Source organism: Streptomyces sp. NPDC050439 (assembly GCF_040655335.1).
Classification (GTDB): Bacteria; Actinomycetota; Actinomycetes; order Streptomycetales; family Streptomycetaceae; genus Streptomyces.
Genome location: NZ_JBFAJT010000008.1, coordinates 350,151 through 373,463, shown reverse-complemented (window position 1 = coordinate 373,463; position 23,313 = coordinate 350,151). Strand labels below are relative to the sequence as shown.

Annotated in this window: 25 protein-coding genes; 13 read left to right on the top strand and 12 right to left on the bottom strand. The window is 69.3% G+C overall.

Features of this window, described 5'->3' with window-relative positions; all coding sequences use genetic code 11:
* The first annotated feature begins 99 nt into the window (after positions 1 to 99).
* Entirely contained in the window at positions 100 to 906 is an 807-nt protein-coding gene (locus tag AB0I66_RS32050; RefSeq protein ID WP_363211462.1) for a S16 family serine protease, read from the top strand.
* Here AB0I66_RS32050 and AB0I66_RS32045 read toward each other — a convergent pair.
* The 7 genes from AB0I66_RS32045 to AB0I66_RS32015 form a co-directional block, all read right to left on the bottom strand.
* Positions 836 to 1,042, bottom strand: coding sequence for a hypothetical protein (locus AB0I66_RS32045; RefSeq protein WP_363211461.1), 207 nt, complete (start codon positions 1,040 to 1,042; stop codon positions 836 to 838). The genes AB0I66_RS32050 and AB0I66_RS32045 overlap by 71 nt on opposite strands.
* A 12-nt stretch (positions 1,043 to 1,054) precedes the next feature.
* Entirely contained in the window at positions 1,055 to 1,654 is a 600-nt protein-coding gene (locus AB0I66_RS32040) for a winged helix-turn-helix domain-containing protein (RefSeq protein WP_363211460.1), read from the bottom strand.
* Positions 1,655 to 1,739: 85 nt separating this feature from the next.
* On the bottom strand, positions 1,740 to 2,711 hold the full coding sequence (locus tag AB0I66_RS32035) for a glycine betaine ABC transporter substrate-binding protein (RefSeq protein ID WP_363211459.1): 972 nt from the start codon (positions 2,709 to 2,711) through the stop codon (positions 1,740 to 1,742).
* Positions 2,708 to 3,607: an ABC transporter permease gene (locus AB0I66_RS32030; RefSeq protein WP_363211570.1), complete on the bottom strand. Its 900-nt coding sequence runs from the start codon at positions 3,605 to 3,607 to the stop codon at positions 2,708 to 2,710. Before AB0I66_RS32030 ends, AB0I66_RS32035 begins: the two co-directional genes overlap by 4 nt.
* 5 nt (positions 3,608 to 3,612) lie before the next feature.
* A complete protein-coding gene (locus AB0I66_RS32025) occupies positions 3,613 to 4,881 on the bottom strand; it encodes a betaine/proline/choline family ABC transporter ATP-binding protein (RefSeq protein WP_363211458.1) in 1,269 nt (422 codons plus the stop codon).
* Complete coding sequence (locus AB0I66_RS32020; RefSeq protein ID WP_363211569.1) at positions 4,874 to 5,521, bottom strand: ABC transporter permease; 648 nt, start codon at positions 5,519 to 5,521, stop codon at positions 4,874 to 4,876. Before AB0I66_RS32020 ends, AB0I66_RS32025 begins: the two co-directional genes overlap by 8 nt.
* Before the next feature lie 37 nt (positions 5,522 to 5,558).
* On the bottom strand, positions 5,559 to 6,029 hold the full coding sequence (locus tag AB0I66_RS32015) for an Lrp/AsnC family transcriptional regulator (protein WP_160505290.1): 471 nt from the start codon (positions 6,027 to 6,029) through the stop codon (positions 5,559 to 5,561).
* A gap of 133 nt (positions 6,030 to 6,162) precedes the next feature.
* Between AB0I66_RS32015 and hppD the strand changes: the two genes are divergently transcribed.
* Genes hppD through AB0I66_RS31995 form a run of 4 tightly spaced genes read left to right on the top strand, consistent with a single transcriptional unit; the run spans position 6,163 to position 8,552 of the window.
* The gene (gene hppD / locus AB0I66_RS32010; RefSeq protein WP_363211457.1) at positions 6,163 to 7,332 is read left to right on the top strand and encodes a 4-hydroxyphenylpyruvate dioxygenase; all 1,170 of its coding nucleotides are present in this window, start codon (positions 6,163 to 6,165) and stop codon (positions 7,330 to 7,332) included.
* 53 nt (positions 7,333 to 7,385) lie between these two features.
* Positions 7,386 to 7,685: a hypothetical protein gene (locus tag AB0I66_RS32005; RefSeq protein ID WP_363211456.1), complete on the top strand. Its 300-nt coding sequence runs from the start codon at positions 7,386 to 7,388 to the stop codon at positions 7,683 to 7,685.
* Positions 7,678 to 7,965 (top strand): SH3-like domain-containing protein, encoded by a 288-nt coding sequence (locus AB0I66_RS32000; protein ID WP_363211455.1) that lies wholly within the window; start codon positions 7,678 to 7,680, stop codon positions 7,963 to 7,965. The genes AB0I66_RS32005 and AB0I66_RS32000 overlap by 8 nt, the downstream gene beginning before the upstream one ends.
* A complete protein-coding gene (locus tag AB0I66_RS31995; RefSeq protein ID WP_363211454.1) occupies positions 7,965 to 8,552 on the top strand; it encodes a nitrile hydratase subunit alpha in 588 nt (195 codons plus the stop codon). The genes AB0I66_RS32000 and AB0I66_RS31995 overlap by 1 nt, the downstream gene beginning before the upstream one ends.
* Before the next feature lie 8 nt (positions 8,553 to 8,560).
* Here AB0I66_RS31995 and AB0I66_RS31990 read toward each other — a convergent pair whose 3' ends face one another.
* Positions 8,561 to 10,114 carry a tetratricopeptide repeat protein gene (locus AB0I66_RS31990; protein WP_363211453.1) on the bottom strand — a complete coding sequence of 518 codons (1,554 nt, stop codon included), beginning with the start codon at positions 10,112 to 10,114 and terminating at the stop codon, positions 8,561 to 8,563.
* Between the two features lie 98 nt (positions 10,115 to 10,212).
* Here AB0I66_RS31990 and AB0I66_RS31985 point away from each other — a divergent pair, with 98 nt between their 5' ends.
* The gene (locus AB0I66_RS31985) at positions 10,213 to 11,592 is read left to right on the top strand and encodes an FAD-linked oxidase C-terminal domain-containing protein (protein WP_363211452.1); all 1,380 of its coding nucleotides are present in this window, start codon (positions 10,213 to 10,215) and stop codon (positions 11,590 to 11,592) included.
* Between the two features lie 42 nt (positions 11,593 to 11,634).
* Here the strand turns inward: AB0I66_RS31985 and AB0I66_RS31980 are convergent, their stop codons facing one another.
* Positions 11,635 to 12,114: an SsgA family sporulation/cell division regulator gene (locus AB0I66_RS31980; RefSeq protein WP_363211451.1), complete on the bottom strand. Its 480-nt coding sequence runs from the start codon at positions 12,112 to 12,114 to the stop codon at positions 11,635 to 11,637.
* A gap of 221 nt (positions 12,115 to 12,335) precedes the next feature.
* Between AB0I66_RS31980 and AB0I66_RS31975 the strand changes: the two genes are divergently transcribed.
* Together AB0I66_RS31975 and AB0I66_RS31970 are read left to right on the top strand one after the other, a co-directional pair.
* The gene (locus AB0I66_RS31975; RefSeq protein WP_363211450.1) at positions 12,336 to 13,826 is read left to right on the top strand and encodes an RDD family protein; all 1,491 of its coding nucleotides are present in this window, start codon (positions 12,336 to 12,338) and stop codon (positions 13,824 to 13,826) included.
* Between the two features lie 74 nt (positions 13,827 to 13,900).
* Positions 13,901 to 14,578: an RDD family protein gene (locus AB0I66_RS31970; RefSeq protein ID WP_363211449.1), complete on the top strand. Its 678-nt coding sequence runs from the start codon at positions 13,901 to 13,903 to the stop codon at positions 14,576 to 14,578.
* A 57-nt stretch (positions 14,579 to 14,635) separates the two neighbouring features.
* Here the strand turns inward: AB0I66_RS31970 and AB0I66_RS31965 are convergent, their stop codons facing one another.
* The gene (locus tag AB0I66_RS31965) at positions 14,636 to 14,929 is read right to left on the bottom strand and encodes a hypothetical protein (protein WP_363211568.1); all 294 of its coding nucleotides are present in this window, start codon (positions 14,927 to 14,929) and stop codon (positions 14,636 to 14,638) included.
* A gap of 497 nt (positions 14,930 to 15,426) precedes the next feature.
* Here AB0I66_RS31965 and AB0I66_RS31960 point away from each other — a divergent pair, with 497 nt between their 5' ends.
* Together AB0I66_RS31960 and AB0I66_RS31955 are read left to right on the top strand one after the other, a co-directional pair.
* Complete coding sequence (locus tag AB0I66_RS31960; protein WP_363211448.1) at positions 15,427 to 17,841, top strand: immune inhibitor A domain-containing protein; 2,415 nt, start codon at positions 15,427 to 15,429, stop codon at positions 17,839 to 17,841.
* A gap of 147 nt (positions 17,842 to 17,988) precedes the next feature.
* A complete protein-coding gene (locus tag AB0I66_RS31955; protein ID WP_363211447.1) occupies positions 17,989 to 18,342 on the top strand; it encodes a hypothetical protein in 354 nt (117 codons plus the stop codon).
* Positions 18,343 to 18,388: 46 nt separating this feature from the next.
* Here AB0I66_RS31955 and AB0I66_RS31950 read toward each other — a convergent pair whose 3' ends face one another.
* Together AB0I66_RS31950 and AB0I66_RS31945 are read right to left on the bottom strand one after the other, a co-directional pair.
* Positions 18,389 to 18,973, bottom strand: a complete 585-nt coding sequence (locus tag AB0I66_RS31950) for an isochorismatase family protein (RefSeq protein WP_363211446.1) — start codon at positions 18,971 to 18,973, stop codon at positions 18,389 to 18,391.
* Between the two features lie 126 nt (positions 18,974 to 19,099).
* Positions 19,100 to 20,428, bottom strand: coding sequence for a nicotinate phosphoribosyltransferase (locus AB0I66_RS31945; RefSeq protein WP_363211445.1), 1,329 nt, complete (start codon positions 20,426 to 20,428; stop codon positions 19,100 to 19,102).
* Positions 20,429 to 20,508: 80 nt separating this feature from the next.
* Here AB0I66_RS31945 and clpS point away from each other — a divergent pair, with 80 nt between their 5' ends.
* The 3 genes from clpS to AB0I66_RS31930 all read left to right on the top strand — a co-directional run bounded on the left by clpS (position 20,509) and on the right by AB0I66_RS31930 (position 23,252).
* Complete coding sequence (gene clpS / locus AB0I66_RS31940) at positions 20,509 to 20,823, top strand: ATP-dependent Clp protease adapter ClpS (RefSeq protein WP_363211444.1); 315 nt, start codon at positions 20,509 to 20,511, stop codon at positions 20,821 to 20,823.
* Between the two features lie 11 nt (positions 20,824 to 20,834).
* Positions 20,835 to 21,431, top strand: coding sequence for a DUF2017 domain-containing protein (locus AB0I66_RS31935; protein ID WP_363211443.1), 597 nt, complete (start codon positions 20,835 to 20,837; stop codon positions 21,429 to 21,431).
* A gap of 351 nt (positions 21,432 to 21,782) precedes the next feature.
* Positions 21,783 to 23,252, top strand: a complete 1,470-nt coding sequence (locus tag AB0I66_RS31930) for an amino acid permease (RefSeq protein WP_363211442.1) — start codon at positions 21,783 to 21,785, stop codon at positions 23,250 to 23,252.
* The last annotated feature ends 61 nt before the right edge of the window (positions 23,253 to 23,313 follow it).

Sequence of the window (23,313 nt, the reverse complement as noted above, 5' to 3'; positions counted from 1 at the left end):
CCGAGTTCGTCCTCAAGCGCCGGACGGGCTGAATGTGCTCTCCTCGTCCGTCGTCAGCTGACCGGCAGGACAGGAACCCCCGTCCGTTAGATTGATCCCGTGTTCTCCCTCTCTAGCCTCACGCGCCCCAAGGCCCTCGCCGTCTGCGCCGTCCCCGTGGTCGCCCTGCTGGCCGTCGCCGGGCTCGCGCCGTTGCCGTTCGCGGTGGCCCAGCCGGGGTCGACGGCGAACGTGCTCGGCGAGAGCGAGGGCAAGCCGGTCATCACGATCACCGGTACGCCCACCAGGGAGCCGGAGGGGCAGCTGCGGATGACGACGATCGTGGCCACGGGGCCCGACATGGACGCGAGCCTGAGCGACGTGGTGGACGGCTGGTTCCGCACGGACCGTGCCGTGATGCCCAAGGACTCGGTCTACCCCACCGGCGACAACGTGAAGGAAGTCGAGGAGCACAACCTCGGCGACATGAAGAAGTCGCAGGACACGGCCACGCAGGCAGCCCTCGCCTACCTCGACGAGAACGGCGTGGACGGCACGGACAAGGTGAAGGTGAAGGTCGACCTCGGCAAGATCGGGGGCCCCAGCGCGGGCCTCTTCCTCTCGCTCGGCATCATCGACCTGATCGACGGCAACGGCAGCGGCGGGGACCTCACGGGCGGCCGGAAGATCGCGGGCACCGGCACCATCTCGGAGGACGGGAAGGTCGGCCCGGTCGGCGGTGTGGCACTGAAGACGCAGGCCGCCAAGCGTGACGGCGCGACCGTCTTCCTGGTGCCGGAGGACGAGTGCTCGGACGCTCAGGCGGAGCTGCCGGAGGGCCTGCGGCTGATCCCGATCACGACGCTGAAGGGCACGGTTGACGCGCTGCGTTCCCTTGACCGGGGCGGTAAGGTCCCGAGCTGCTGACCAGGCGCAGGCCCAACTCGACCAGGGTCCAGCCGAGTTGAGTGCGTATCGGTGGGCGACTGCCGCGTAAGGGCGCCGCTCGGTGGAGTTCGGCGGCGCGGGTGTGGTGCAGCAGGAGATGTACGTCGGGGTGCATGGCTGTGACCTCTCAGGCTGTGTGGTGCGTCGGGAAGACGTGGGTGTGCAGGCGCACCCGGGCTGAGCCCGGGGTGGTGTCGGCGACCTCCGACGGGCGGTAACTCTCGATGAGTTCGCTGATCTTGCCGGCCAGTTCGGCGGTGAGCTCGGGCGTCAGGCGCAGGGTGTAGTCGCTGAGGTCGGAGCTGTCCCTCCACTCCGTGGGCCAGTCGTGCTGGGTGCCGATCCACGTCGACGTCTCCGTGGCATGGAACGTCGCGACCTCGTGGAGGTACACCGCGACGGCGCCGCGCACCGCCGGGTCACGGTCGTTCATGAGGGACTCGTCCAGGCGGGTCCCCTGGTGTGCCGACTGCCACCAGCGCTCCCGGCCCTTGCCCCGGTCCGGCGCGTCCTCGACGAAGCCGTGCGCGGCGAGCTGACGCAGGTGGTAACTCGTCGCGCCGCTGGACTCGCCCAGACGGGAGGCCAGTTGGGAGGCGGTCGCCGGTCCTTCGCGCCGCAGTGAGATGAGCAGCTGCATGCGCAGGGGATGCGCGAGCCCCCGCAGGGAGCGAGGGGTGAGCGTATGGACCTTCCGGCCCTCGGGGTCTGTCGTGCCGTCCGTCATGCCTTCACCGTAGACATGCAAAGACTCCGTTGCAACGCTTTTTGCAACGGAGTCTTTGCAACTCTCGACACCCCGCGCCAAAGAGCTACCCCTCCTTCACGAACCCCTCCTGCACCAGCCAGTCCAGCGCCACCTCATGCGGATCCTGACCCTGCACGTCCACCTTGGAGTTCAGCTCCTGGGCCACCGTGTTGTTCAGCTTCTTCGTGATGGGGTCCAGGACCTCCGCCATCTTCGGGTACTTCTCGAGCGCCTTGCTGTTGATCTCCGGGGCGACGTTGTAGTTGGGGAAGAAGTGCTTGTCGTCCTCCGTCACCGCCAGGTCCATCGCCTTGATGCGGCCGTCGGTGGTGAAGACCTCGCCGAACACGCACGACCCCTTGGAGACCTGGGTGTAGATGATCCCGGTGTCCATCTTGGTGATGTTGGAGGTGGGGATCTTCATCCCGTACTCCTTCTGCATGCCCGGCAGACCGTCCTCGCGCGAAGCGAACTCGCTCTCGACGCACAGCGTGACCGCGTCCGGGTCCGACTTCGAGAGGGCCGCCACGTCCGAGAGGGTCTTCGGCTTGTACTTGGCCTCGTTCTTCCGGTTGATGGCCAGGGCGTACGTGTTGTTGAGCTCGGCGGGCGGCAGCCAGGTGACGCCGTTCTTCGCGTCCGCCTTGCGCACCGCCTCCCACTGTTTCTGCGGGTCGTCGATGGGCTCGGAGTTGCCGAGGTACGTGATCCAGGCGGTGCCCGTGTACTCGTACATGGCGTCCGCGTCGCCGCTCTTGACGGCCTCGCGGGCGCCGATCGAGCCCTGGATGCCCGTCCGGTCCAGGACGTCCGCGCCGGCTGCCTCGAAGGCGATGCCCATGACCGCGCCCAGGATCAGCTGCTCGGTGAACTCCTTGGACGTGACGGTGAGATCGACGCCCTTCAGGGGGAGCCCCTTGCCGATCGTGCCCGGCTTCACGTCGTCCACCATCGGGCTGCCGCTGGTGAGACCGCAGCTCACGAGCAGAGCCGCGCCCACCACGCCGACCGCCGCCGTACGCATCGTGACCCTCATGACCCGGCCTCCAACCCGCGCGGACGCAGGACCAGTTCGGCCAGCGACGCCAGCCAGTCCACCAGGAGCGCGAGCGCGATCGTCAGGATGGAGCCGAGCATGAGCACCGGCATCCGCTGGTTGGTGATGCCGGTGGTGATGAGGTCGCCGAGCCCGCCGCCACCGCCGAAGGTGGCGAGCGTCGCCGTGCCGACGTTCAGGACGAGCGCGGTGCGCACACCTGCCAGGATCAGCGGCACGGCCAGGGGCAGCTCGACCTTGCCGAGGACGCCCCACGGCGACATGCCGATGCCGCGCGCGGCCTCCAGGAGGGTCGGGTCGTTGGCGTTCAGGCCCGCGATCGTGTTGGAGAGGACCGGCAGGACGGCGTAGATGATGATGCCGATCAGGGCGGCCTTCTCGCCGATGCCGATCCAGATCACCAGGAGGGCGAGCAGGCCGATCGCCGGCGTGGCCTGGCCGATGTTGGCCAGGGCCATCGCGCCGGGCGCCGCCTTGCGCAGTTTCTTGCGGGTGAGCAGGATGCCCAGCGGGATCGCGATGATCAGCACGAAGAAGGTGGAGATCACGGTCAGCTGGATGTGCTGGCGGAGCCTGAGCCAGACGTTGCCGTCCGCGAGCGCGTTCCGCGAGATCGAGTCCAGGTCGGCCTGCTCGAACCACCACCAGGTGAGCAGCAGGAGCAGGACGAGGAACGCGGGCAGGACCGTGAGCTTCTGCCAACCGACCCGACGTCGTCGGGCCGTGGCCGTGCCCGAAGGCGGCGGCTCCTGCTCGGCCTCGCCCGTGTCGCGGTAGAGGTGGCCCTTGACCTCGTGCTCGCCGTCGGGCCGCGGCCCTGGTCCGCCGCCGGGGGCCGGTGTGCGGTCGGGGATGCGGGGGTTGTTCCCGGGGATGCCGTTCACGCCTTCGCCTCCCCTCCGGGGCCTTCCTGCTCGTGGTGGGTCAACTCGGCCCGTTGCTCCTGGAGTTCATGCTGGTGCTCCACCGCGTCGAGCCGGTCGGCCTCCAGCATTTCGTGGACGGAGTTCATCAGCGTCTCCATGTCCACGACGCCGGTGTACTCCCCGCGCCGCCCGGTGACCGCGACCCGCCCCGCGTTGTCCGTGAGGACCGCTTCGAGCGCGTCGCGCAGGGTGGCGTCACGGGTGACCGTGTCGTGGACGAGCGTGCCCGCGCGGGCCAGTGAGCCCTTGGCGCGCATCAGGTCGCCGCGCCGCAGCCACTTGTAGGGGCGCCCGCGTTTGTCGAGGAGCAGCAGTTCGTTGGTGCCGCTTGCCCGCAGCTTGTCGAAGATGGTCTGGAGCGGGTCGTCGACGGTCACCGTCGCGAAGTCGGCGATCTCCACGTCGCGTACGCGGGTGAGGTTGAGCCGCTTCAGGGCCGCGCCCGCACCCACGAAACCGGAGACGAAGTCGTCGGCGGGGTTGGTGAGGATGGCTTCCGGGGTGTCGAACTGCGCGATGTGCGAGCGCTCCCGCAGGACCGCGATGCGGTCGCCGAGCTTGATGGCCTCGTCGAAGTCGTGCGTGACGAAGACGATCGTCTTGTGCAGTTCGTGCTGGAGCCGGATCAGCTCGTCCTGGAGATGGTCGCGGGTGATCGGGTCGACCGCGCCGAACGGCTCATCCATCAGGAGTACGGGCGGGTCGGCCGCCAACGCCCTTGCCACGCCGACGCGTTGCTGCTGGCCGCCGGAGAGCTGGCGCGGATAGCGGCCGTGGAACTCGGCCGGGTCGAGCCCGACGAGGTCGAGCATCTCCTCGACCCTGGTCTTGATCTTCGCCTTCCCCCAGCCGATCATCTTCGGCACGATGGCGATGTTCTGGGCGACGGTCATGTGCGGGAAGAGGCCGGAGGACTGGATCGCGTAGCCGATCTTCCGGCGCAGCTTCACCGGGTCCATGTCGGTGACGTCCTCGCCGCCGATGCGGATACGGCCGCTGGTCGGCTCGATCAGCCGGTTGATCATCTTCAGCGTGGTCGACTTACCGCAGCCCGAGGGGCCGACGAGGATGACGATCTCGCCCGCCTTGATCTCCATGCTGACGCTGTCCACCGCCGGGTCGCCGCTGCCCGCGTACCGCTTGGTGAGGTGTTCCAGCTCGATCGTCGCGCCCGTGGTCCCGGACTCGGACTCGGACACGGACGTGGGCACGGACTCAGACACGGATACCCCTCGAGATGGTCAGGCGGCCGATCAGGACGTACGCGGCGTCGAAGAGCAGGGCCAGGACGATGATCCCGAGCGTGCCCGCGAGCACCTGGTTGAGCGCGTTCTTGCTGCCGAGCGAGCCGATGCCGCGGAAGATCTCGTTGCCGAGGCCGGGCCCCGACGCGTACGCGGCGATGGCCGCGATGCCCATCAGCATCTGCGTGGAGACGCGGATGCCGGTCAGGATCGGCGGCCAGGCGAGCGGCAGCTCCACCCTGACCAGGCGTGCGGCGCGCGACATCCCGATGCCCTTCGCCGCGTCGACGAGCGAGGGGTCCACGCCGCGCAGGCCGACGATGGCGTTGCGCACGATGGGGAGCAGCCCGTACAGGGTCAGGGCGATGACCGTCGGGGCGACACCGAGGCCGACGACGGGGATCAGCAAACCGATCATGGCGAGCGAGGGGACGGTCAGGATCGTGGAGGTCGCGGTCGTGGCCAGGTTGCCCGCCCACTCGCTGCGGTAGGTGACGACGCCGATCAGCACGCCGATGACGGTCGCCACGACCATGCACTGGAAGACCGCGCTGGCGTGCTGGTACGCGTCCGTCAGCAGTTGCTGGTGGCGGTTGCCCAGGTAGTCCCAGAAGTTCACTGAACTGCTCACCTGCCCGTCTCGCCGGCTGCCCGCGTCAGGTGTCCTCGGACGCCTGCTCGACCAGCGGGATGATCCGCAGCGGAACAGGGTTCTCCATGACGATCGCCGTGGAGGCCCGGACGATGCCATCAAAACCCACCACCCGGTCGATCACACGTTGGAGATCCGCGTTCGAACGGGCCACCAGACGGCAGAGCATGTCGCCGTGACCGGTGATGGTGTGCAGTTCGAGCACCTCGGCGACGGTCGCCAAATGCGCCCGTACGTCGGCGCCCTGGCCCTGTTTGATCTCCAGCGTCGCGAACGCGGTGACGGGGTAGCCGAGGGCCGCGGGATCGACCTCCGGACCGAATCCGCGGATGACTCCGTTCGACTGAAGGCGGTCCATCCGCGCCTGCACGGTCCCGCGTGCGACACCGAGCCTGCGGGACGCCTCCAGGACGCCGATCCGGGGCTCGCGGGCGAGCAGCACGATGAGCCTGCCGTCCAGATGATCGATCGTCATGGTGCGCTCAGCTCCGCTTCCGGGGTGGTCATCATGTACAGATAGCCCGCTCATCCTGGCCTGTGGCCCTACAAATTGCCCACTGAATACGCAAACTATTGCGCACCTTGCGATACGGCGGGAGCCTGCGGACATGGCAGCTACCGCGAACACTCAGCCCACGTCGGCCATCTCTGGCACCCCCCACACCGCGCGCGAGGCCGATCCCTTCCCGGTCAAGGGAATGGACGCGGTCGTCTTCGCCGTGGGCAACGCCAAGCAGGCGGCCCACTACTACTCCACGGCGTTCGGCATGAAACTCGTGGCCTACGCGGGTCCGGAGACCGGCAGCCGCGAGACCGCCTCGTACGTCCTCACCAACGGCGGCGCCCGCTTCGTGCTGACCTCCGTCATCAAGGCCTCCACGGAGTGGGGCAACTTCATCGAGGGTCACGTCGCCGAGCACGGTGACGGCGTCGTCGACCTCGCCATCGAGGTGCCGGACGCCCGCGCCGCGTACGCCTACGCCGTCGAGCACGGCGCCCGCGGCCTCACCGAGCCGTACGAGGTCAAGGACGAGAACGGCACGGTCGTCCTCGCCGCCATCGCGACGTACGGCAAGACCCGCCACACGCTGGTCGACCGCAGCGGCTACGACGGCCCCTACCTGCCCGGCTTCAAGGCCGCGTCGCCGATCGTCGAGCCGCCCGCCAAGCGCACCTTCCAGGCGATCGACCACTGCGTCGGCAACGTCGAGCTCGGCAAGATGAACGAGTGGGTCGCCTTCTACAACAAGGTCATGGGCTTCACGAACATGAAGGAGTTCGTGGGCGACGACATCGCGACCGAGTACAGCGCGCTGATGTCGAAGGTGGTCGCGGACGGCACCCTGAAGGTGAAGTTCCCCATCAACGAGCCCGCCATCGCCAAGAAGAAGTCCCAGATCGACGAGTACCTGGAGTTCTACGGCGGCGCGGGCGTCCAGCACATCGCCCTCGCCACGAACGACATCGTGGAGTCCGTGCGCACCATGCGCGCGGCCGGGGTCCAGTTCCTGGACACCCCCGACTCGTACTACGACACGCTGGGGGAGTGGGCCGGCGAGACGCGGGTCCCGGTGGAGACCCTGCGCGAGCTGAAGATCCTGGTCGACCGTGACGAGGACGGCTACCTGCTCCAGATCTTCACCAAGCCGGTCCAGGACCGTCCGACGGTCTTCTTCGAGATGATCGAGCGGCACGGCTCGATGGGCTTCGGCAAGGGCAACTTCAAGGCGCTGTTCGAGGCGATCGAGCGCGAGCAGGAGAAGCGCGGCAACCTGTAGAGGGCCGCGAACCGCAGGGGGCTGCCGGAAGGGTTCCGCATTAAAGTGCGGGCATGGCCAGGATCAACGACGTCGGCGGGATGACGGGCTTCGGGCCCGTCGACACCACCGACGACACGGAACCCTTCCACGCGGACTGGGAGGCGCGGGTGTTCGCGCTCAACAGTGCGCTGGTGCGTGAAGGCGTCTACAACCTGGACGAGTTCAGGGACGCCGTGGAGACGATGCCGCCGGGTGAGTACCTGGCGGCTTCGTACTACGAGCGGTGGTTCCACGCGATCCGGGTGCTGTTGGTGCGCAAGGGCGTGCTGACGGATGGTGACGTGAGCCGGCTGGGTGAGCGGGATGGGTGACCGTTTCGTCTCGGGCGCCCGCGTCCGCACCGTCCACCACGACCCGCCCCACCACACCCGCCTGCCGCGGTACGCCCGCGGCAAGTCGGGCGTGGTGATCGAGCCCGAGGGGCGCCACCCGCTGGCGGACGTCAGCTCGCAGGGGCGGGGTGACGCACCGGTGGAGCAGGTGTACGCGGTGCGGTTCGCCGCACGGGAGCTGTGGGGCGAGGGGGAGCACGGCGTGGTCCTCGACCTGTGGGAGAGCTACCTGGAACCCGAACCTTCGGAGGACGGCTGATGTCCGGCACGCACGACGACGCGGTGATCTCCCGCCAAGTACGCGGCCTCGAAGCCCTGTTGGAGGATCGGGGGATCGTTGCCGGGGCCGTCCTGGACGAGGCCCTGGACGCGTTCCTCGCGGGCTCGTCCCCGCTGAACGGGGCGCGGGTGGTGGCGCGGGCGTGGACGGACCCCGCGTACAAGGAGCGTCTGCTCGCGGACGGTACGTCGGCGGTGGCGGAGCTGGGTTACGCGGCGGGCGGGGTCCAGCCCCAGCGGCTGCGGGTGGTCGAGAACACCGCGCACGTCCACAACGTCGTCGTCTGCACCCTGTGCTCCTGCTACCCGGTGCGGCTCCTCGGCCCGTCCCCCAGCTGGTACAAGAGCGAGGCGTACCGCTCCCGGGTGGTGCGGGAGCCGCGGGCGGTGCTCGCGGAGTTCGGCCTCGTCCTGCCCGCCGACACGGAGATCACGGTCTGGGACTCCAGCGCGGAGACCCGCTACATGGTCCTGCCCCGCCGGCCCTCCTCCGCGGCCTCCCTCCCCGAGGCGGACCTCGTCGGCCTCATCACCCGCAACGCCCTGATCGGCACGGCCCAGCTCTGACGTGCCGGTCAGCTCTCGGTGGACGGCTTGCGTGGCTTCGGGGACGGAGAGGGCAGCGGCGCCGGACGTTCGCCACGGGGGGCGTACATCTGGGCCGGGCCGCCCGAGGGGGGATCGCCCAAGCGGGTCAGGGCGGCCCGCGCCGCAGGGGCGAGCAGCGGAGAGAAGTAGGGGTTACGGCGCATCGCCTCGCCGATGTGCCGCCGAGCCGCACCGTACTGGCCCAGGTCCCGCTCGATCTGCCCCCGGTGGTAGGCGTACAGCGCGACCAGCGGGCCCTTGTCCGTCGCCCGCTTCGCGAACTTCAGGGCCTCCTTGTCCTCACCTGACCGATGCAGCGCCCAGCCCAGCGCGTCCGCCACCTGCGGACTCGCGTGCCGCTTGAACTCCGCACGCAGGCGGTCCACCGCCGCGTCCGCGTCCCCGTGGTCCGCCTCGAAGAGGCCGAGGATCCGCTCGTCGTTGACGCCGTTGACCCCCTCCTGCTTCACCCTGGCCCGCAGCACGTCGTACTGCGCCCGCGCGGCCGGGGCGAGCCGAAGCGACTCGTACAACTCGCCCAGCTCCAGGGCGTACTCCGGGGCGGGCTGCTTGAGCAGCGCGCTCTGGTAGGAGCGCAGGGCCTCCGACGTACGGCCCAGGGCGGCGAGCGCGCGGCCCTTCCCGGCGAGGGAAGGGTGATGGTCCGGGTCCGCGACCAGCGCCGCCTCGTAATAGCGCAGGGCCTCCGGCGGATCGCCCCGTTCCCACGCGAGCTCGCCCACCCGATACAGGCACACCGCCTTCTCCGCGGGACCCTCCGCGAGCGCCGCCGCGTCCGTGAGCTTCGCCGCCGCGTCCTCGCGCCAGCCGCGGTCCCGGTAGACCTGCCCGGACCGCACCATCACCGAGGGGATGTCCGCGTTCAGCTCCTGGAGCGTCTCCAGGGCCTTCCCCACGCCCTTCGCGTCACCCAGTCCGCTGTACGCCTCGATCAGGGCCGGATACGTCGACCACCGCTTGGGCGCCAGCCTGACCGCGCCCTCAGCCCACTTTTTCGCCCCGCGGAAGTCGTGCCGCGCGTTCGCCAGCGTCGCCATGCCCGTCAGCGCCTCGGTGTTCCCCTCCGGGCGGGTCCTGAGGGACGTACGCAGCGCCTTCTCCGCCTTGGGGTAGTACGCGGAGTCCGCGGTCCGCAGGCCCCGCTCGACGTAGGCGGCCCCGAGCACCGCCCACGACTCGTCGTCCCCCGGATGCCTGCGCAGATGCGCCTCCCGCTCCCCGATCAGGACGGTCAGATCGGGCAGCGCCGCCGGAGCCCCGGCCCCCGCGGCGGCCATCGCCCGCCCGGCGGGCCCCAGAGCGGGCGGCGCGGCCTTCCCGCCCGAGCCGGGCAGCAGCACCACCACACCGCCGAGCACCACGCACCCGGCGACGGAGGCGACCAGGACCCGCCGCACGGCGGGGGAGTGGCGCGCACCCCGCGGCGACTCGCTCCAGAGGCGGGGCACGGCCGTCGGCTGCGCCTTCCCGGCCTTCGCGGCCTGCTCCGTCACGGACTCGGACCCGGTCTCGATCTCCATGGCGCTCACTGTGCGTCAATACGAAGAGCACATCACGGCACGTGGACCGGCGTCGCACACGGGTTCACACCGATGGCCCCGGGTGCGAGGCTGTGATCATGAGCCGCACACTCATCGAACGTCTCTGTGTCGGTCGCGAGGCACTCCCCGCCGACGCCGTCCTCACGGACCCCGACATCACGTCCTCGTACGCGAACGACATGGCGAGCTTCTGCGACGCGGGCACCCCGGCCGTAGTCGTCCTGCCCCGCACCGTCGAGCAGGTCCAGCACGTCATGCGCACCGCGACCGAGCTACGGATCCCGGTGGTCCCGCAGGGGGCCCGCACGGGCCTCTCCGGCGGCGCCAACGCCAGCGAGGGCTGCATCGTCCTCTCGCTGGTCAAGATGGACCGCATCCTGGAGATCAACCCCGTCGACCGGATCGCGGTGGTCGAACCCGGCGTCGTCAACGCCACCCTCTCCCGCGCCGTCAACGAGCACGGTCTCTACTACCCGCCGGATCCGTCCAGTTGGGAGACCTGCACCATCGGCGGGAACATCGGCACCGCCTCGGGCGGCCTGTGCTGCGTGAAGTACGGGGTGACGGCGGAGTACGTGCTCGGCCTCGACGTCGTCCTCGCCGACGGACGCCTCATGAGCACCGGAAAGCGCACCGCCAAGGGCGTCGCGGGCTACGACCTCACCCGACTCTTCGTCGGCTCCGAGGGCAGCCTCGGCATCGTCGTCCGCGCCACCCTCGCCCTGAAGCCGCAGCCACCCCAACAGCTCGTCCTGGCAGCCGAGTTCGCCTCGGCCAAGGCGGCCTGCGACGCCGTCTGCAAGATCATGGAGGGCGGGCACGTCCCCTCCCTCCTGGAGCTGATGGACCGCACGACCATCAGGGCCGTCAACGCGCTGGCCCACATGGGTCTGCCGGAGACCACCGAGGCGCTGCTCCTCGCCGCCTTCGACACCGCGGACCCCGCGGCGGACCTCGCGGCGGTCGGCGCTCTCTGCGAGGCCGCGGGCGCCACCCAGGTGGTACCGGCCGAGGACGCGGCGGAGTCCGAACTGCTGCTCCAGGCAAGGCGGTTGTCGCTCACCGCGCTCGAAGCCGTCAAGGGCACGACGATGATCGACGACGTGTGCGTGCCACGCTCCAAGCTCGCCGACATGCTCGAGGGCGTGGACCGCATCGCCGACAAGTACAGCCTCACGATCGGCGTCTGCGCCCACGCCGGTGACGGCAACACCCACCCCACCGTCTGCTTCGACGCCGCCGACGCCGACGAGGGCCGCCGGGCCCGCGAGTCCTTCGACGAGATCATGGCCCTCGGTCTGGAACTCGGCGGCACGATCACCGGCGAGCACGGCGTGGGCGTCCTGAAGAAGGAGTGGCTGGCGCGCGAGATCGGCCCGGTGGGCGTGGAGATGCAGCGCGCCATCAAGGCCGCCTTTGACCCGCTCTCCCTCCTCAACCCCGGCAAGCTGTTCTGAGGCTGCGGCACGCTGCTCTGACGTCGGCCCCCGTAAGCCGGCTCACTCACCGTCCGTGGACTCGTCCGAGGGCCAGGGGTCGCGCAGCCACAGGTCGTCGGCACGGCCCGTGGTCGGCGTGAGCAGCTCGGCGAGGCCGTCGTCGATGCCGAGCCGCTCAGCCTCAGAGCCCGGAGGGACCACCCGCAGGGTGCGCTCCAGCCAGGCGGACACGGCGGGCGCCGGCGCCTCCAGGAGAGCGTCTCCGTCGGGTGAACTCAGCGCCATCAGGACGACGCTGCGCCCCTCGACCTTGGTCGGCCAGACCCGTACGTCACCGTGCCCACAGGGCCTGAACACCCCCTCGACCAGAAGTTCGCGGGCGAACGTCCAGTTCACGGGGTGCTCGGAGCCGATGTGAAAGGCGATGTGGACGGCGTAGGGATCGTCGGTGCGGTAGCTGAGGCGGGCCGGGACGGCGATCGCGCGTTCCGGGGACAGGACCAGTTTGAGCTCTAGCTCGCGTTCCACCACGGTGTGCATGTCGGTGCTGTTCCTTCCTTGTCCTGGGCCCTGGAGCGGGCCCGTGCAAGGAGAGAGCGCGGTGGACGCCGAGCATTACGCGGGTTCCGGAAACTTTTTCCGTACGTGCGTGAACTGTGCCCGGAAAGTGGTCTGTAGGGCAGGAGTAGCACAGGCGGACGCGAGGGTCTGATAGATGTGTAGCCTCAAAAAGACCCCCGAGCAGATACGGGACGACGGACATGAGCGCCCCAACTCCGGCCGCAGGCGACGACAGGCCCCGCGAAGGCTACTACCCCGATCCGTCCATTCCCGGATATGTCCGGTACTGGAACGGCGCGGCCTGGGTGCCCGGGACCAGTCGTCCCGCCCCGACCGACGGCGAATCGCTCCCGGCACCTCCGGGGGCGGGGACCGGGGCCGCGGCGCCCGCGCCCGCGGAGGAGACCGGGCCGCACTTCTTCGACGAGGAGCCCATGCCGGCGCCCGGTGCTACGGGCGGTGCGACGGGCGGTGCTTCGGACGCCGAGGTCTCGCAGCACGGGGCCAGGCCCGAACCCGCCTCCGCCTGGCAGGCTGACGCGGCCCGGCAGACGGGGCTCGGCGGTGAGCAGGACCGGCGGGTCTCCTGGGGTGAACCCGAGCCCGAAGCCGAGCCCGAGCGGCGGGACGCTTCGGGGGCGGCCGACAACTCGCAGGACCCGCGGGACCCGCGGGTGCCTTCCCCTGCGTCCCCCGCCCCGGAGACGAACGGTCCCGGCACCGTGCAGATCCGCGCGGTCAAGCCCGCGGCGAGCACACCGCCCCAGCAGGAGCAGCCCTCGACGGAGGGCACCGTGACGTTCCGCAGGCCCTCGGGACCGGTGCGGCCCACCGCGGCCTCGCCCGGCACCGAAGGCACCATGGCGATCCGGGCCCTGCGCCCGAAGTCTTCCGGTGCGGCGGCGCAGACCCCGGCGCCCGCGCAGACCGCCGTACCTCCGCAGGCCGCCGTACCCCCGCAGGCCGCCGCGCCCGCCCCGGCGCCCGCACCTGCTCCGGCGCCCGCTCCCGTGCAGCCCACCGTCCCGCAGCAGGGCGGTGCGCCCTCCGGCGCGGCCTCGCCCGTGACCTCGGGGCCCGGTGGCGGCTCGCCCTCGTGGGCGCAGCAGGTGCACCGGCTCGCCGAGGGCGACGGACAGCAGCAGCCCGTCGTGCCGTGGAAGCCGGTGGCCAGCGACCCGTTCCTCGCGATGGCGCAGAACCAGGCGGCGGGACGGCCCGCGGGGCTCGGCAAGCGGTTCGCCGCACGGTTCATCGACACCCTCGTCCTGGTGGCCGTCACCGGCGCCGCCGCGCTGCCGCTCGGCACGAAGGCCGCCGACCACGTCGACAGCAAGATCGACGCGGCGAAGATGTCCGGCGAGAAGGTCACCGTGTGGCTGCTCGACGGCACCACGGCGGGATATCTCGGGATGGTCCTGGCCGTACTGCTCCTCTTCGGTGTCCTCTACGAGGTGCTGCCCACGGCCAGGTGGGGGCGGACGCTCGGCAAGAAGGTCCTCGGGCTCCAGGTGCGGGACATGGAGGAGCACGAGACGCCGTCGTTCGGCTCGGCGCTCAAGCGCTGGCTCGTCTACGCGGTGCCGGGAGTCCTGGTCATCGGGGTCGTCGGCGTCCTGTGGGGCCTGTTCGACCGCCCGTGGCGGCAGTGCTGGCACGACAAGGCTGCAAGAACGTTTGTGGCGGGCTAGGCCACCGGGCGCCCCTTAACCCAGACAGCCGCTCGCCGGATGCGAAGCGTCGCCCCCCGCGGTCGACTCGCCCCATGAGCACCGAACCGCCGCAGTACCCGCCGCCCCCCGACGACAACGACCCCTTCAGGAAGCAGCCCCCGCAGGACGGCGGCTCTCCCTACGGTGCGCCACCGCCCGGCGGCGGCTCCGGCTCGCCCTATGGCACACCGCCGCCGCCCCCGCCGTACGGCGGCGGTGGAGATCCCTACGGGGGGAGCGGCGGCGGAGGCGCGTACGGCGGAGGGAACGACCCTCTCGCCGGGATGCCGCCCCTGGCGGAGAGCGGCAAGCGTGTGCTGGCCCGCATCATCGACATGATCCTCGTCGGCGTGGTCGTCTGGCTGCTCTCGTGGGGCTTCGGCACGAGCGAGTTCGACGTCGACCCGGACAAGGTCGAGTACGGGAAGAGCTTCGGGCAGTCGCTGCTCGCCGCCGTGCTCTACATCGCGTACGACAGCATCATGATCTCCAGGACGGGCCAGACCCTGGGCAAGAAGTGGCTGGGGCTGCGGGTCGCGAACCTCAACGACGGGGCGACCCCCACCCTGCAGACCGCGCTCGTCCGCGCGGCCGTCCTCTGGCTGCCGTTCGCGTTCTGCTGCGCCTGCATCTGGACGGCGATCTGCGGCGGCTGGAGCTTCTTCGACAAGCCCTACAAGCAGGGCCTGCACGACAAGGCGGCCAAGACGGTGGTGGTCAGCACCGGCTGACCGCGGCGGACCGCCGCGGCGGCAGGGACATCGGTTGTTCGGGCGGGCCCGTGATCCTCACGGGCCCGCCGGCTCGCGTACGGACTCGGCGAGCACGGGGGCGGAGGCGCGCTGCACGGGGACGCGCTCCTCGGCGGTCCTGGCGGCGGGTGCGACCCGTGCGGCCGGTGAGGCCGCGGGTTTCGGCTGGGGAACCGTCATCGCCACGAGTAAGCCGAGGCCGAGGGCGGCGACGGCTATCACCGCGACCGCGAGGCCCGAACTCGTCTGGGACAGCAGCAGCATGGCAAGCGTCGAGAAGATGACCGTCACGGTGCCGTAGGTGACTTGAGCAGGGGTCGGACGAGGCAGCGGCATGGGACGAGGCATGGCGTAATCCGTCCTCGGGACAGCGGATGCGGGGGTGGTCGTGCCCAATGTGAAGCTGTGGTCGAGCCCAGTGTGATGCTGTATACGAATCAAAGGGTGCCCGGCTGCGGCGACTTGAGAAGTGCCGCCTCGCGCAGTAGCGCACCGTCGATTGACTCTATTCCGCTGCATGCCCGACGGGAACGGGCGGTAAGCGTGACCTAACCCACGGTGCGGCAGCACAGGGGGCGCACGGGTTCATGACGTCCATCAAGTGGACGGTGGGACGCGCCTGTTGACCATGCGGACGGGCGGGCGTACGCGTCCGGATAGCGGATCACCGGGCCTGCATAGTGTACTTGGCCTGTTCAAGTCAAGGTCTGTCTTTTCTTCCGTATCTCCGGTCCAATGTCGTCACTTGTGACGCGTATCGCGCGCGGACCTCCTCCGACCGGGACCTCGGCCCGCCTTCGCGCGGACGCGGGGGAGGACATCATCAAGTGACAGTCAGCAGACGGACGTTCAGAGCGACCGCGGCCGCCGTGGCCATGGCCGCGGCAGCCGCCACGTTCTCGGCAGCCACCGCATCGGCCGAGGAGAGTGGGCCGAGCGGGGCTCCTGCCATCGACCGGCAGGACCCGAGCAGGGCCAAGGCGCAGGTCGACCACGACCTCGAGGGGCCCTTCAGCAAGCAGCAGGCCCAGCAGCGCAAGGCCGCCCTTCAGCAGGTCATCGAGGGCGACGCCAAGGTGCAGAAGCGCGGCGGCTCCCAGGTCGTGAAGCTCGACGACAAGAAGTACGTCGAGCTCGGCCGGGAGAAGACCGACAAGATCTTCACGATCCTCGTCGAGTTCGGGGACAAGGTGGACGACACCACCATGTTCGACCCGGACGGCCCGGAAGGACCCGAGGCGCCGGTCAAGAAGTACGGCGGCAAGCCCGGCCCCGCGCACAACAAGATAGCCGAGCCGGACCGTGCGAAGGACAACAGCACGGCCTGGCAGAAGGACTACAACCAGAAGCACTTCCAGGACCTGTATTTCGGTGAGGGCAAGGACTCCAAGGGCAAGAAGAAGGAGTCCCTGAAGACCTACTACGAGAAGACCTCGTCCGGCCGTTACTCGGTCGACGGAGAGGTCTCCGACTGGGTCAAGGTCGACTACAACGAGGCGCGGTACGGCTCCAACTACTGCGGCGACACCAACTGCGCCAACGTCTGGGACGCGGTGAAGGACGGCGTCACCGCCTGGACCAAGGACCAGAAGGCCCAGGGCCGCACGGACGCCCAGATCAAGGCGGACCTCGCCAAGTACGACCTCTGGGACCGTTACGACTTCGACGGCGACGGCGAGTTCAACGAGCCCGACGGGTACATCGACCACTTCCAGATCGTCCACGCGGGCGAGGACGAGTCGGCCGGCGGCGGCGCCGAGGGCGAGAACGCCCTGTGGGCCCACCGCTGGTACGCGTACGGCAACGACGCGGGCAACACCGGCCCCTCGAACAACAAGGCGGGCGGCACCCAGATCGGCGACTCGGGCATCTGGGTCGGCGACTACACGATGCAGCCGGAGAACGGCGGCCTCGGCGTCTTCGCCCACGAGTACGGTCACGACCTGGGCCTGCCCGACCTGTACGACACCTCGGGCAAGGGCGAGAACTCGGTCGGCTTCTGGTCGCTGATGTCAGCCGGTTCCTGGCTGGGCACCGGCAAGAACGCCATCGGTGACCTGCCCGGCGACATGACCGCCTGGGACAAGTTCCAGCTGGGCTGGCTCGACTACGCCAAGGCCAAGGCCGCGACGACGTCCGAGCACAAGCTGGGCGTCTCGGAGTACAACACCCGCCACCGTCAGGCGCTCGTCGTCGACCTCCCGAAGAAGGCCGTCACCACCACGGTCACCAAGCCCACCGAGGGCTCCAAGCAGTGGTGGAGCGACCAGGGCGACGACCTGAAGAACACCCTGACGCGCTCGGTCGACCTGACCGGCAAGTCCAAGGCCGAGCTCTCGCTCGACGGCTGGTGGGACATCGAGGCCAACTACGACTACCTCTACACCGAGGTGTCGACGGACGGCGGCGCCAACTACACGCCCGTGGACGGCACCGCGGACGGCAAGCCCATCACGCGCGACGCCGGCGACAAGCCCGCGTTGACGGGTGCCTCGGGCGCGTACAAGAAGCTCGCGTTCCCGCTCGACGCGTACGCCGGCAAGAAGATCGACGTCCGTTTCCGTTACTCGACGGACGGCGGCGCGGGCGGCAAGGGCTTCGCGGCCGACGCCCTCGCGATCACCGCGGACGGCGCCAAGGTCTTCGAGGACGGCGCCGAGGGCGACGACAACGGCTGGACGGCGAAGGGCTTTTCGCGCATCGGCGAGTCCTTCACCAAGAAGTACGACCAGTACTACCTCGCCGAGAACCGCCAGTACGTCTCGTACGACAAGACCCTGGAGAACGGCCCGTACAACTTCGGCTTCTCCAAGTCCCGTCCGGACTGGGTCGAGCACTACGCCTACCAGACCGGCCTGATGGTCTGGCAGTGGGACACCTCGCAGAAGGACAACAACACCAGCGCGCACCCCGGCGAGGGCCTGATCCTTCCGGTGGACGCGCACGCCAAGCCGCTCAAGTGGGCGGACGGCACCCTGCTGCGGAACAAGATCCAGCCGTTCGACGCGCCCTTCAGCAAGTACGCGACCGACAAGTTCACGCTCCACAACGCGGACGTCGCGCTGAAGATCAAGTCCCAGAAGGGTGTCCCGGTCTTCGACGACCACAAGGGCACCTACTGGTACAAGGAGAACCCGACGGGAAGTGTCAAGGTCACTGACACCAACACCCAGATCAAGATCGTGAAGCAGCCGAAGGATGGCTCCTCGATCACGGTCCAGGTCGGCCCCTCCAAGAAGTAATCAGCGTTATCGCAGGTCAAGCCATGATCGGCCGTCGCCCTCTAGCGGGCGGCGGCCGATCGTGTTTAGGTGCGTCCTGTGGATTTCTTATTGACACAGGGTCCGGCTAGGGGCTCTGTGCGTCGTCTCACGGGGGTGTGACCAGCCATGTCCGCAGGAGGTTTCAGCAAGCTGCCGAACGGCAGCGTGGTGGTGGCCCTGACCTTGCCGAACCCGGCTCTGGGCGGCGGCAGCGTCCGCATGATCGTCCATGCGGTGAACCGCGCGAGGGCGCTGACACGCCTCAGGAACCTCGGCATGCGGGCCGTCTATCTGCGGGGCAACGCGGAGCCGCCGACGCCGGACGAGATCACGGCGGTCCTGCATCACCCGGACGGACTGATATGGCGTACGGCGCCGGACGCTGCGGCTGAGCTCTGGCATCCGATTCGCGCGCTGAAGCGGCAGGCGCTTCAGGGGCAGAGACCGGCTGACCTGTCCCTGCGGGCCGGTGGGGGCTGATCGCGCAGTTCCCCGCGCCCCCTACGGGCCCGCGGCCCTCACGGGCCTAGACCACCGGCTTGCCCGTCAGGTCCACCCCCGCCGCCCGCAGCTCCTCCACGGCCCGTTCTGTCGTCTCCTTGGAGACGCCGGCCGTCAGGTCGAGCAGGACCGTGGTGCCGAAGCCCTCGCGGACCGCGTCGAGGGCCGTGGCGCGCACACAGTGGTCCGTGGCGATGCCCACCACGTCCACCTCGTCGATCTTGCGGGCCCGCAGCCAGTCGGCCAGCGAGACGCCGTTCTCGTCGGCCCCCTCGAAGCCGCTGTACGCGGCCGAATAGGCCCCCTTGTCGAAGACCGAGTCGATGGCCCCGGAGGCCACGGCCGGCGCGAAGTTCGGGTGGAAGCCGATCCCCTCCGTGCCCGCCACGCAGTGCGGCGGCCAGGAGCGGACGAAGTCCGGCCGCTCGGAGAAGTGGTCGCCCGGGTCGATGTGGTGATCACGGGTGGCCACCACGTGCCGGTAGCCCGCGGGCGCCTGCCCGATCAGCTCGGTGATCGCGGCGGCCACGTCGGCACCCCCTGCGACCGCGAGGCTGCCGCCCTCGCAGAAGTCGTTCTGCACATCGACGACGATCAGGGCGCGGCGCATCGGGTGTCCTTCGGCTCGGCAAGACTCGGGGGAGTGGGGGACTCGGCCGGATGAACCGAGCGTAGAGACTTCGCACGCGAAGCGGGAGAGGGCGTTCGAACGCCCCTTCTCCGCTCCGGCGCACAATCAGATGTATTCCGTCGGGATGACGGCCTCGCCCTTCGACAGCTGAGTGGCAGAGAGGGGCAGCCGGGCCCGCGCCGCCGCGTGCCGCTCGCGCACGGTGTCCAGCGGCTCGCGCGCCACCACCTCACCGCCCTTGACCAGCTCGACCTGGAGCTGGTGGTCGGCGAGCTCCACCGGCACCGCTCCCGTGCCGATCACCTCGGCCTCGGCGACCCCGTGCTCGTCGGGCCGCCGCGCGGCCCACTTGCGACCGCCCATCGACGACTTGGCGCCCATCGACTTCTTGGCCACCGGCTCCAGCGGGGCCTTCGGGTCCGCCGAGTGCGCGCGGGCCACCAGCTTGTAGACCATCGAACAGGTCGGGTGCCCGGACCCGGTGACGAGCTGCGTGCCCACGCCGTACGCGTCCACGGGTGCCGCCGCGAGCGAGGCGATGGCGTACTCGTCGAGGTCGGAGGTGACGACGATCTTCGTCCGGGTCGCACCGAGCTCGTCCAGCTGGTCGCGCACCCGGTGGGCGACCAGGAGCAGGTCACCGGAGTCGATGCGCACGGCGCCGAGCTCGGGCCCGGCGACCTCGACGGCGGTGCGGACGGCCTCCGTCACGTCGTACGTGTCGACGAGCAGGGTCGTGCCGGGGCCGAGCGAGTCGACCTGGGCCTGGAAGGCGTCACGTTCGTTGTCGTGCAGCAGGGTGAAGGCGTGGGCCGACGTGCCGACCGTGGGGATGTCGTAACGGAAACCGGCCGCGAGGTCGGACGTGGTGGTGAAACCGCCGACGTACGCGGCGCGCGAGGCGGCCACGGCCGCCAGCTCGTGCGTGCGCCGTGCGCCCATCTCGATCAGCGGGCGCTCCCCGGCGGCCGAGGCCATCCGGGAGGCGGCGGCCGCGATCGCCGAGTCGTGGTTGAGGATGGAGAGGATCACCGTCTCCAGGAGCACGCACTCCGCGAAGGAGCCCTCCACACGCAGGAGGGGAGAGCCGGGGAAGTAGACCTCGCCCTCCGGATAACCCCAGATGTCGCCGCTGAAGCGGTACGAGGAGAGCCACTGGAGGGTCTCCTCGTCGACGACGCGGCGCTCGCGCAGGAAGCCGATGACGTCGGCGTCGAAGCGGAAGTTCTCCACGGCGTCCAGGACCCGGCCGGTCCCGGCCACCACTCCGTAGCGGCGCCCCTCGGGCAGTCTGCGCGTGAAGACCTCGAAGACGGAGCGCCGGTCGGCCGTGCCGGCCTTCAGCGCGGCCTGCAGCATCGTGAGCTCGTAGTGATCCGTGAAGAGCGCGGTCGACGGAACATCCACCGGCAGCCCAAGGTCCGCTGTGTTCATACGAAGGATGCTACCCCGCATCTCGTCACTCTGACGATTTCCTGAGTCCATTTGTGCGAGGGCCCCCTGCGGGTGGCAGCATGGGACAAGTGAGTACGGCTCCCGCAGAGATCACCCGCCCGGAATCGGCCGAAGAGACCTTCGCCGTCCCGGAGCCCGACGTCCCCTGGATCACGCTCGTCCACAACGACCCGGTCAACTTGATGAGTTACGTGACCTATGTGTTCCAGTCCTACTTCGGGTACTCGAAGGAGAAGGCCACGAAGCTGATGATGGACGTGCACCACAAGGGCCGCGCGGTCGTCTCCACCGGCTCCCGCGAGGAGATGGAGCGCGACGTACAGGCCATGCACGGATACGGGCTGTGGGCCACCCTCCAGCAGGACCGGAAGTAGCGACACATCTGATGCCAGGACAATTCGAAGCCATCCCCGGGGGCGGCGCCGCCGTCGCGCTCGACGAGGTCGAGATCTCGATCATCCGCTCCCTCGCCGTGCAGCTCCTGGAGCTGATCGGCCCGGGTCCGGCCGAGGACGCCTCGGACGACCCCCTCGCGGAGCTGTTCGCGGAGGGCCCGAGCGAGCCGCCCACCGACCCCGTCCTCCAGCGGCTGCTCCCGGACGCGTACGGCGGCCCCGGCAGCGAGAAGGCCGATGAGGACGAACTGCGCGCCTACTCGTCGGAGTTCAGGCGCTTCACCGAGAACGACCTGCGGGCCAAGAAGCGCGACGACGCCCTGGTGGTGATCCGCTCCCTGGACGCCATGACGTCCAAGGGCGAGGGCGGCGCCGTCCTGAAGCTGTCCGCCGACGAGTCGCGGCACTGGCTCGGCGCGCTCAACGACCTGCGCCTGGCGATCGGTGCCCGCCTTGAGGTGACGGACGAGGACGACACGGACCTGCTCTACCAGCTGCCGGACTCCGACGCCCGCAAACCGATGGTGATGGCCTATCTCTGGCTCGGCGGCCTTCAGGAGACGCTGGTCGGCACGCTGATCGGTTAGAAGTCACACGGTCGCACCCGCAAAGTCGATGTATGTAGCAGCCGTTACCCCCCGTTCGCTCATCGGACGCTCAAATCCGGATAACGATCGCGTCACTTCAATGCGCACTTTTGACGCGCCAAGGGAATTTTGTCCGGTTCTTCTCGTGGCATGGGCCACACGCGCCACGGCCGATCACTGTTGCGGCCGTGATAAATCTTCACGACCACTCGGTGACGCCACCCATGTCACCGATGGCGCTCGGGCCGGCAGACCGCCGGTAGCACTCCATCCATATCCGGGGGGATCAGGACCTGATCCGTGGCCATACGCAGACTGCGGGCACGGATCAGCGTGGAGAAAGGCGTCACCATGACCTCAGTGCAGGTCGAAGAGCATCACGACGGCAATGAGGCCGACGGAACGGGCGGTTCGTCCGGTACGTCAGGCGAGGGATATCAGCGCGGGCTCGGCGCCCGGCAGATCCAGATGATCGCGATCGGCGGTGCCATCGGCACCGGCCTGTTCCTCGGCGCGGGCAAGGCCATTCACAAGGCCGGTCCGAGCCTCATCCTGGCGTACGCCATCGCCGGCCTTGTCATCTTCTTCATCATGCGCGCCCTGGGCGAGCTGCTCATGTACCGCGCGGTCTCGGGCTCCTTCTCGGAGTACGCGCGTGAATTCATCGGCCCGTTCTTCGGGTACGTGACCGGCTGGACGTACTGGCTCTTCTGGGTCGTCACCGGCATCACAGAAGTAACGGCAGCGGCCCAGTACATGCAGTACTGGACACACGACGCCATCCCGCAATGGGCGTACGCGCTGATCTTCACGGTCATCCTGTACGGCGCCAACCTGATCTCGGTGAAGCTCTTCGGCGAGCTCGAGTTCTGGTTCTCGATGGTCAAGGTCACCGCGATCATCGGCATGATCCTCATCTGCGCCGGCATCCTCACCATCGGCTTCTCCGACGCCGGTGACACCGCGTCCGTCTCCCACCTGTGGGACCAGGGCGGGTTCTTCCCGAACGGCATCGGCTCCACGCTGATGACGCTGCAGATCGTGATGTTCGCCTTCCTCGCCGTCGAGCTCGTCGGCGTCACCGCGGGCGAGTCCAAGGACCCGAAGACCGTCCTGCCCAAGGCCATCAACACCGTGCCGTGGCGCATCGCCGTCTTCTACGTCGGCGCGCTCGTCATGATCCTGTCGGTCGTGCCGTGGACCTCGTTCCAGCCGGGCGTCTCGCCGTTCGTGGCGGCCTTCCAGGAGATGGGCCTCGGCATCGGGGCCGCGATCGTCAACTTCGTCGTCCTGACGGCCGCGCTCTCCTCCTGCAACTCGGGCATGTACTCCACCGGCCGCATGCTGCGCGACCTCGCGCTCAACGGCCAGGGCCCGAAGTTCTTCACCAAGCTGACGAAGAACGGCCTGCCGCTGGTCGGCACCACCTTCTCCGCCGCCCTGATGCTGGTCGGCGTCTGGATCAACTACCAGTGGCCGGGCGAGGCGTTCAACTACGTCGTCTCCTTCGCGACCATCTCCGGCATGTGGGCCTGGATCATGATCCTGGTCTGCCAGATCAAGTACCGCCGCAAGGCCGACCGCGGCGAGCTGCCGCAGTCCACCTTCCGGGCCCCGGGCGCCCCGTACACGAGCTGGTTCGCGCTCGCCTTCATCGCGATGGTCATCGTCATGATGGGCATCGACGAGGACGCGCGGATCTCGCTCTACGCGGCTCCGGTCTGGGCCCTGATCCTGGGCATCGGCTACCTGGTCATGCAGAAGCGCGACCCGCAGTCCGAGGTCGGCGGGAAGACCGAGCCGCAGGACGCGGCGAAGTAGTCCTCAGCACCTGATCCCAGCATGTGGGCCGGTCCGTACCACTCTTCGGTACGGGCCGGCC

Excerpts from the sequence above, each read along its gene's own strand:
- AB0I66_RS32040 (WP_363211460.1), bottom strand. The coding sequence starts at position 1,654 with ATGACGGACGGCACGACAGACCCCGAGGGCCGGAAGGTCCATACGCTC.
- AB0I66_RS31980 (WP_363211451.1), bottom strand. The coding sequence starts at position 12,114 with ATGCACACCGTGGTGGAACGCGAGCTAGAGCTCAAACTGGTCCTGTCC.
- AB0I66_RS32045 (WP_363211461.1), bottom strand. The coding sequence starts at position 1,042 with ATGCACCCCGACGTACATCTCCTGCTGCACCACACCCGCGCCGCCGAA.
- AB0I66_RS31975 (WP_363211450.1), top strand. The coding sequence starts at position 12,336 with ATGAGCGCCCCAACTCCGGCCGCAGGCGACGACAGGCCCCGCGAAGGC.
- AB0I66_RS31935 (WP_363211443.1), top strand. The coding sequence starts at position 20,835 with ATGCCAGGACAATTCGAAGCCATCCCCGGGGGCGGCGCCGCCGTCGCG.
- AB0I66_RS31955 (WP_363211447.1), top strand. The coding sequence starts at position 17,989 with ATGTCCGCAGGAGGTTTCAGCAAGCTGCCGAACGGCAGCGTGGTGGTG.
- AB0I66_RS31990 (WP_363211453.1), bottom strand. The coding sequence starts at position 10,114 with ATGGAGATCGAGACCGGGTCCGAGTCCGTGACGGAGCAGGCCGCGAAG.
- AB0I66_RS32035 (WP_363211459.1), bottom strand. The coding sequence starts at position 2,711 with ATGAGGGTCACGATGCGTACGGCGGCGGTCGGCGTGGTGGGCGCGGCT.
- AB0I66_RS31945 (WP_363211445.1), bottom strand. The coding sequence starts at position 20,428 with ATGAACACAGCGGACCTTGGGCTGCCGGTGGATGTTCCGTCGACCGCG.
- AB0I66_RS32015 (WP_160505290.1), bottom strand. The coding sequence starts at position 6,029 with ATGACGATCGATCATCTGGACGGCAGGCTCATCGTGCTGCTCGCCCGC.
- AB0I66_RS31950 (WP_363211446.1), bottom strand. The coding sequence starts at position 18,973 with ATGCGCCGCGCCCTGATCGTCGTCGATGTGCAGAACGACTTCTGCGAG.
- AB0I66_RS31985 (WP_363211452.1), top strand. The coding sequence starts at position 10,213 with ATGAGCCGCACACTCATCGAACGTCTCTGTGTCGGTCGCGAGGCACTC.
- clpS (WP_363211444.1), top strand. The coding sequence starts at position 20,509 with ATGGGACAAGTGAGTACGGCTCCCGCAGAGATCACCCGCCCGGAATCG.
- hppD (WP_363211457.1), top strand. The coding sequence starts at position 6,163 with ATGGCAGCTACCGCGAACACTCAGCCCACGTCGGCCATCTCTGGCACC.
- AB0I66_RS31930 (WP_363211442.1), top strand. The coding sequence starts at position 21,783 with ATGACCTCAGTGCAGGTCGAAGAGCATCACGACGGCAATGAGGCCGAC.
- AB0I66_RS31970 (WP_363211449.1), top strand. The coding sequence starts at position 13,901 with ATGAGCACCGAACCGCCGCAGTACCCGCCGCCCCCCGACGACAACGAC.
- AB0I66_RS32005 (WP_363211456.1), top strand. The coding sequence starts at position 7,386 with ATGGCCAGGATCAACGACGTCGGCGGGATGACGGGCTTCGGGCCCGTC.
- AB0I66_RS31995 (WP_363211454.1), top strand. The coding sequence starts at position 7,965 with ATGTCCGGCACGCACGACGACGCGGTGATCTCCCGCCAAGTACGCGGC.
- AB0I66_RS32000 (WP_363211455.1), top strand. The coding sequence starts at position 7,678 with ATGGGTGACCGTTTCGTCTCGGGCGCCCGCGTCCGCACCGTCCACCAC.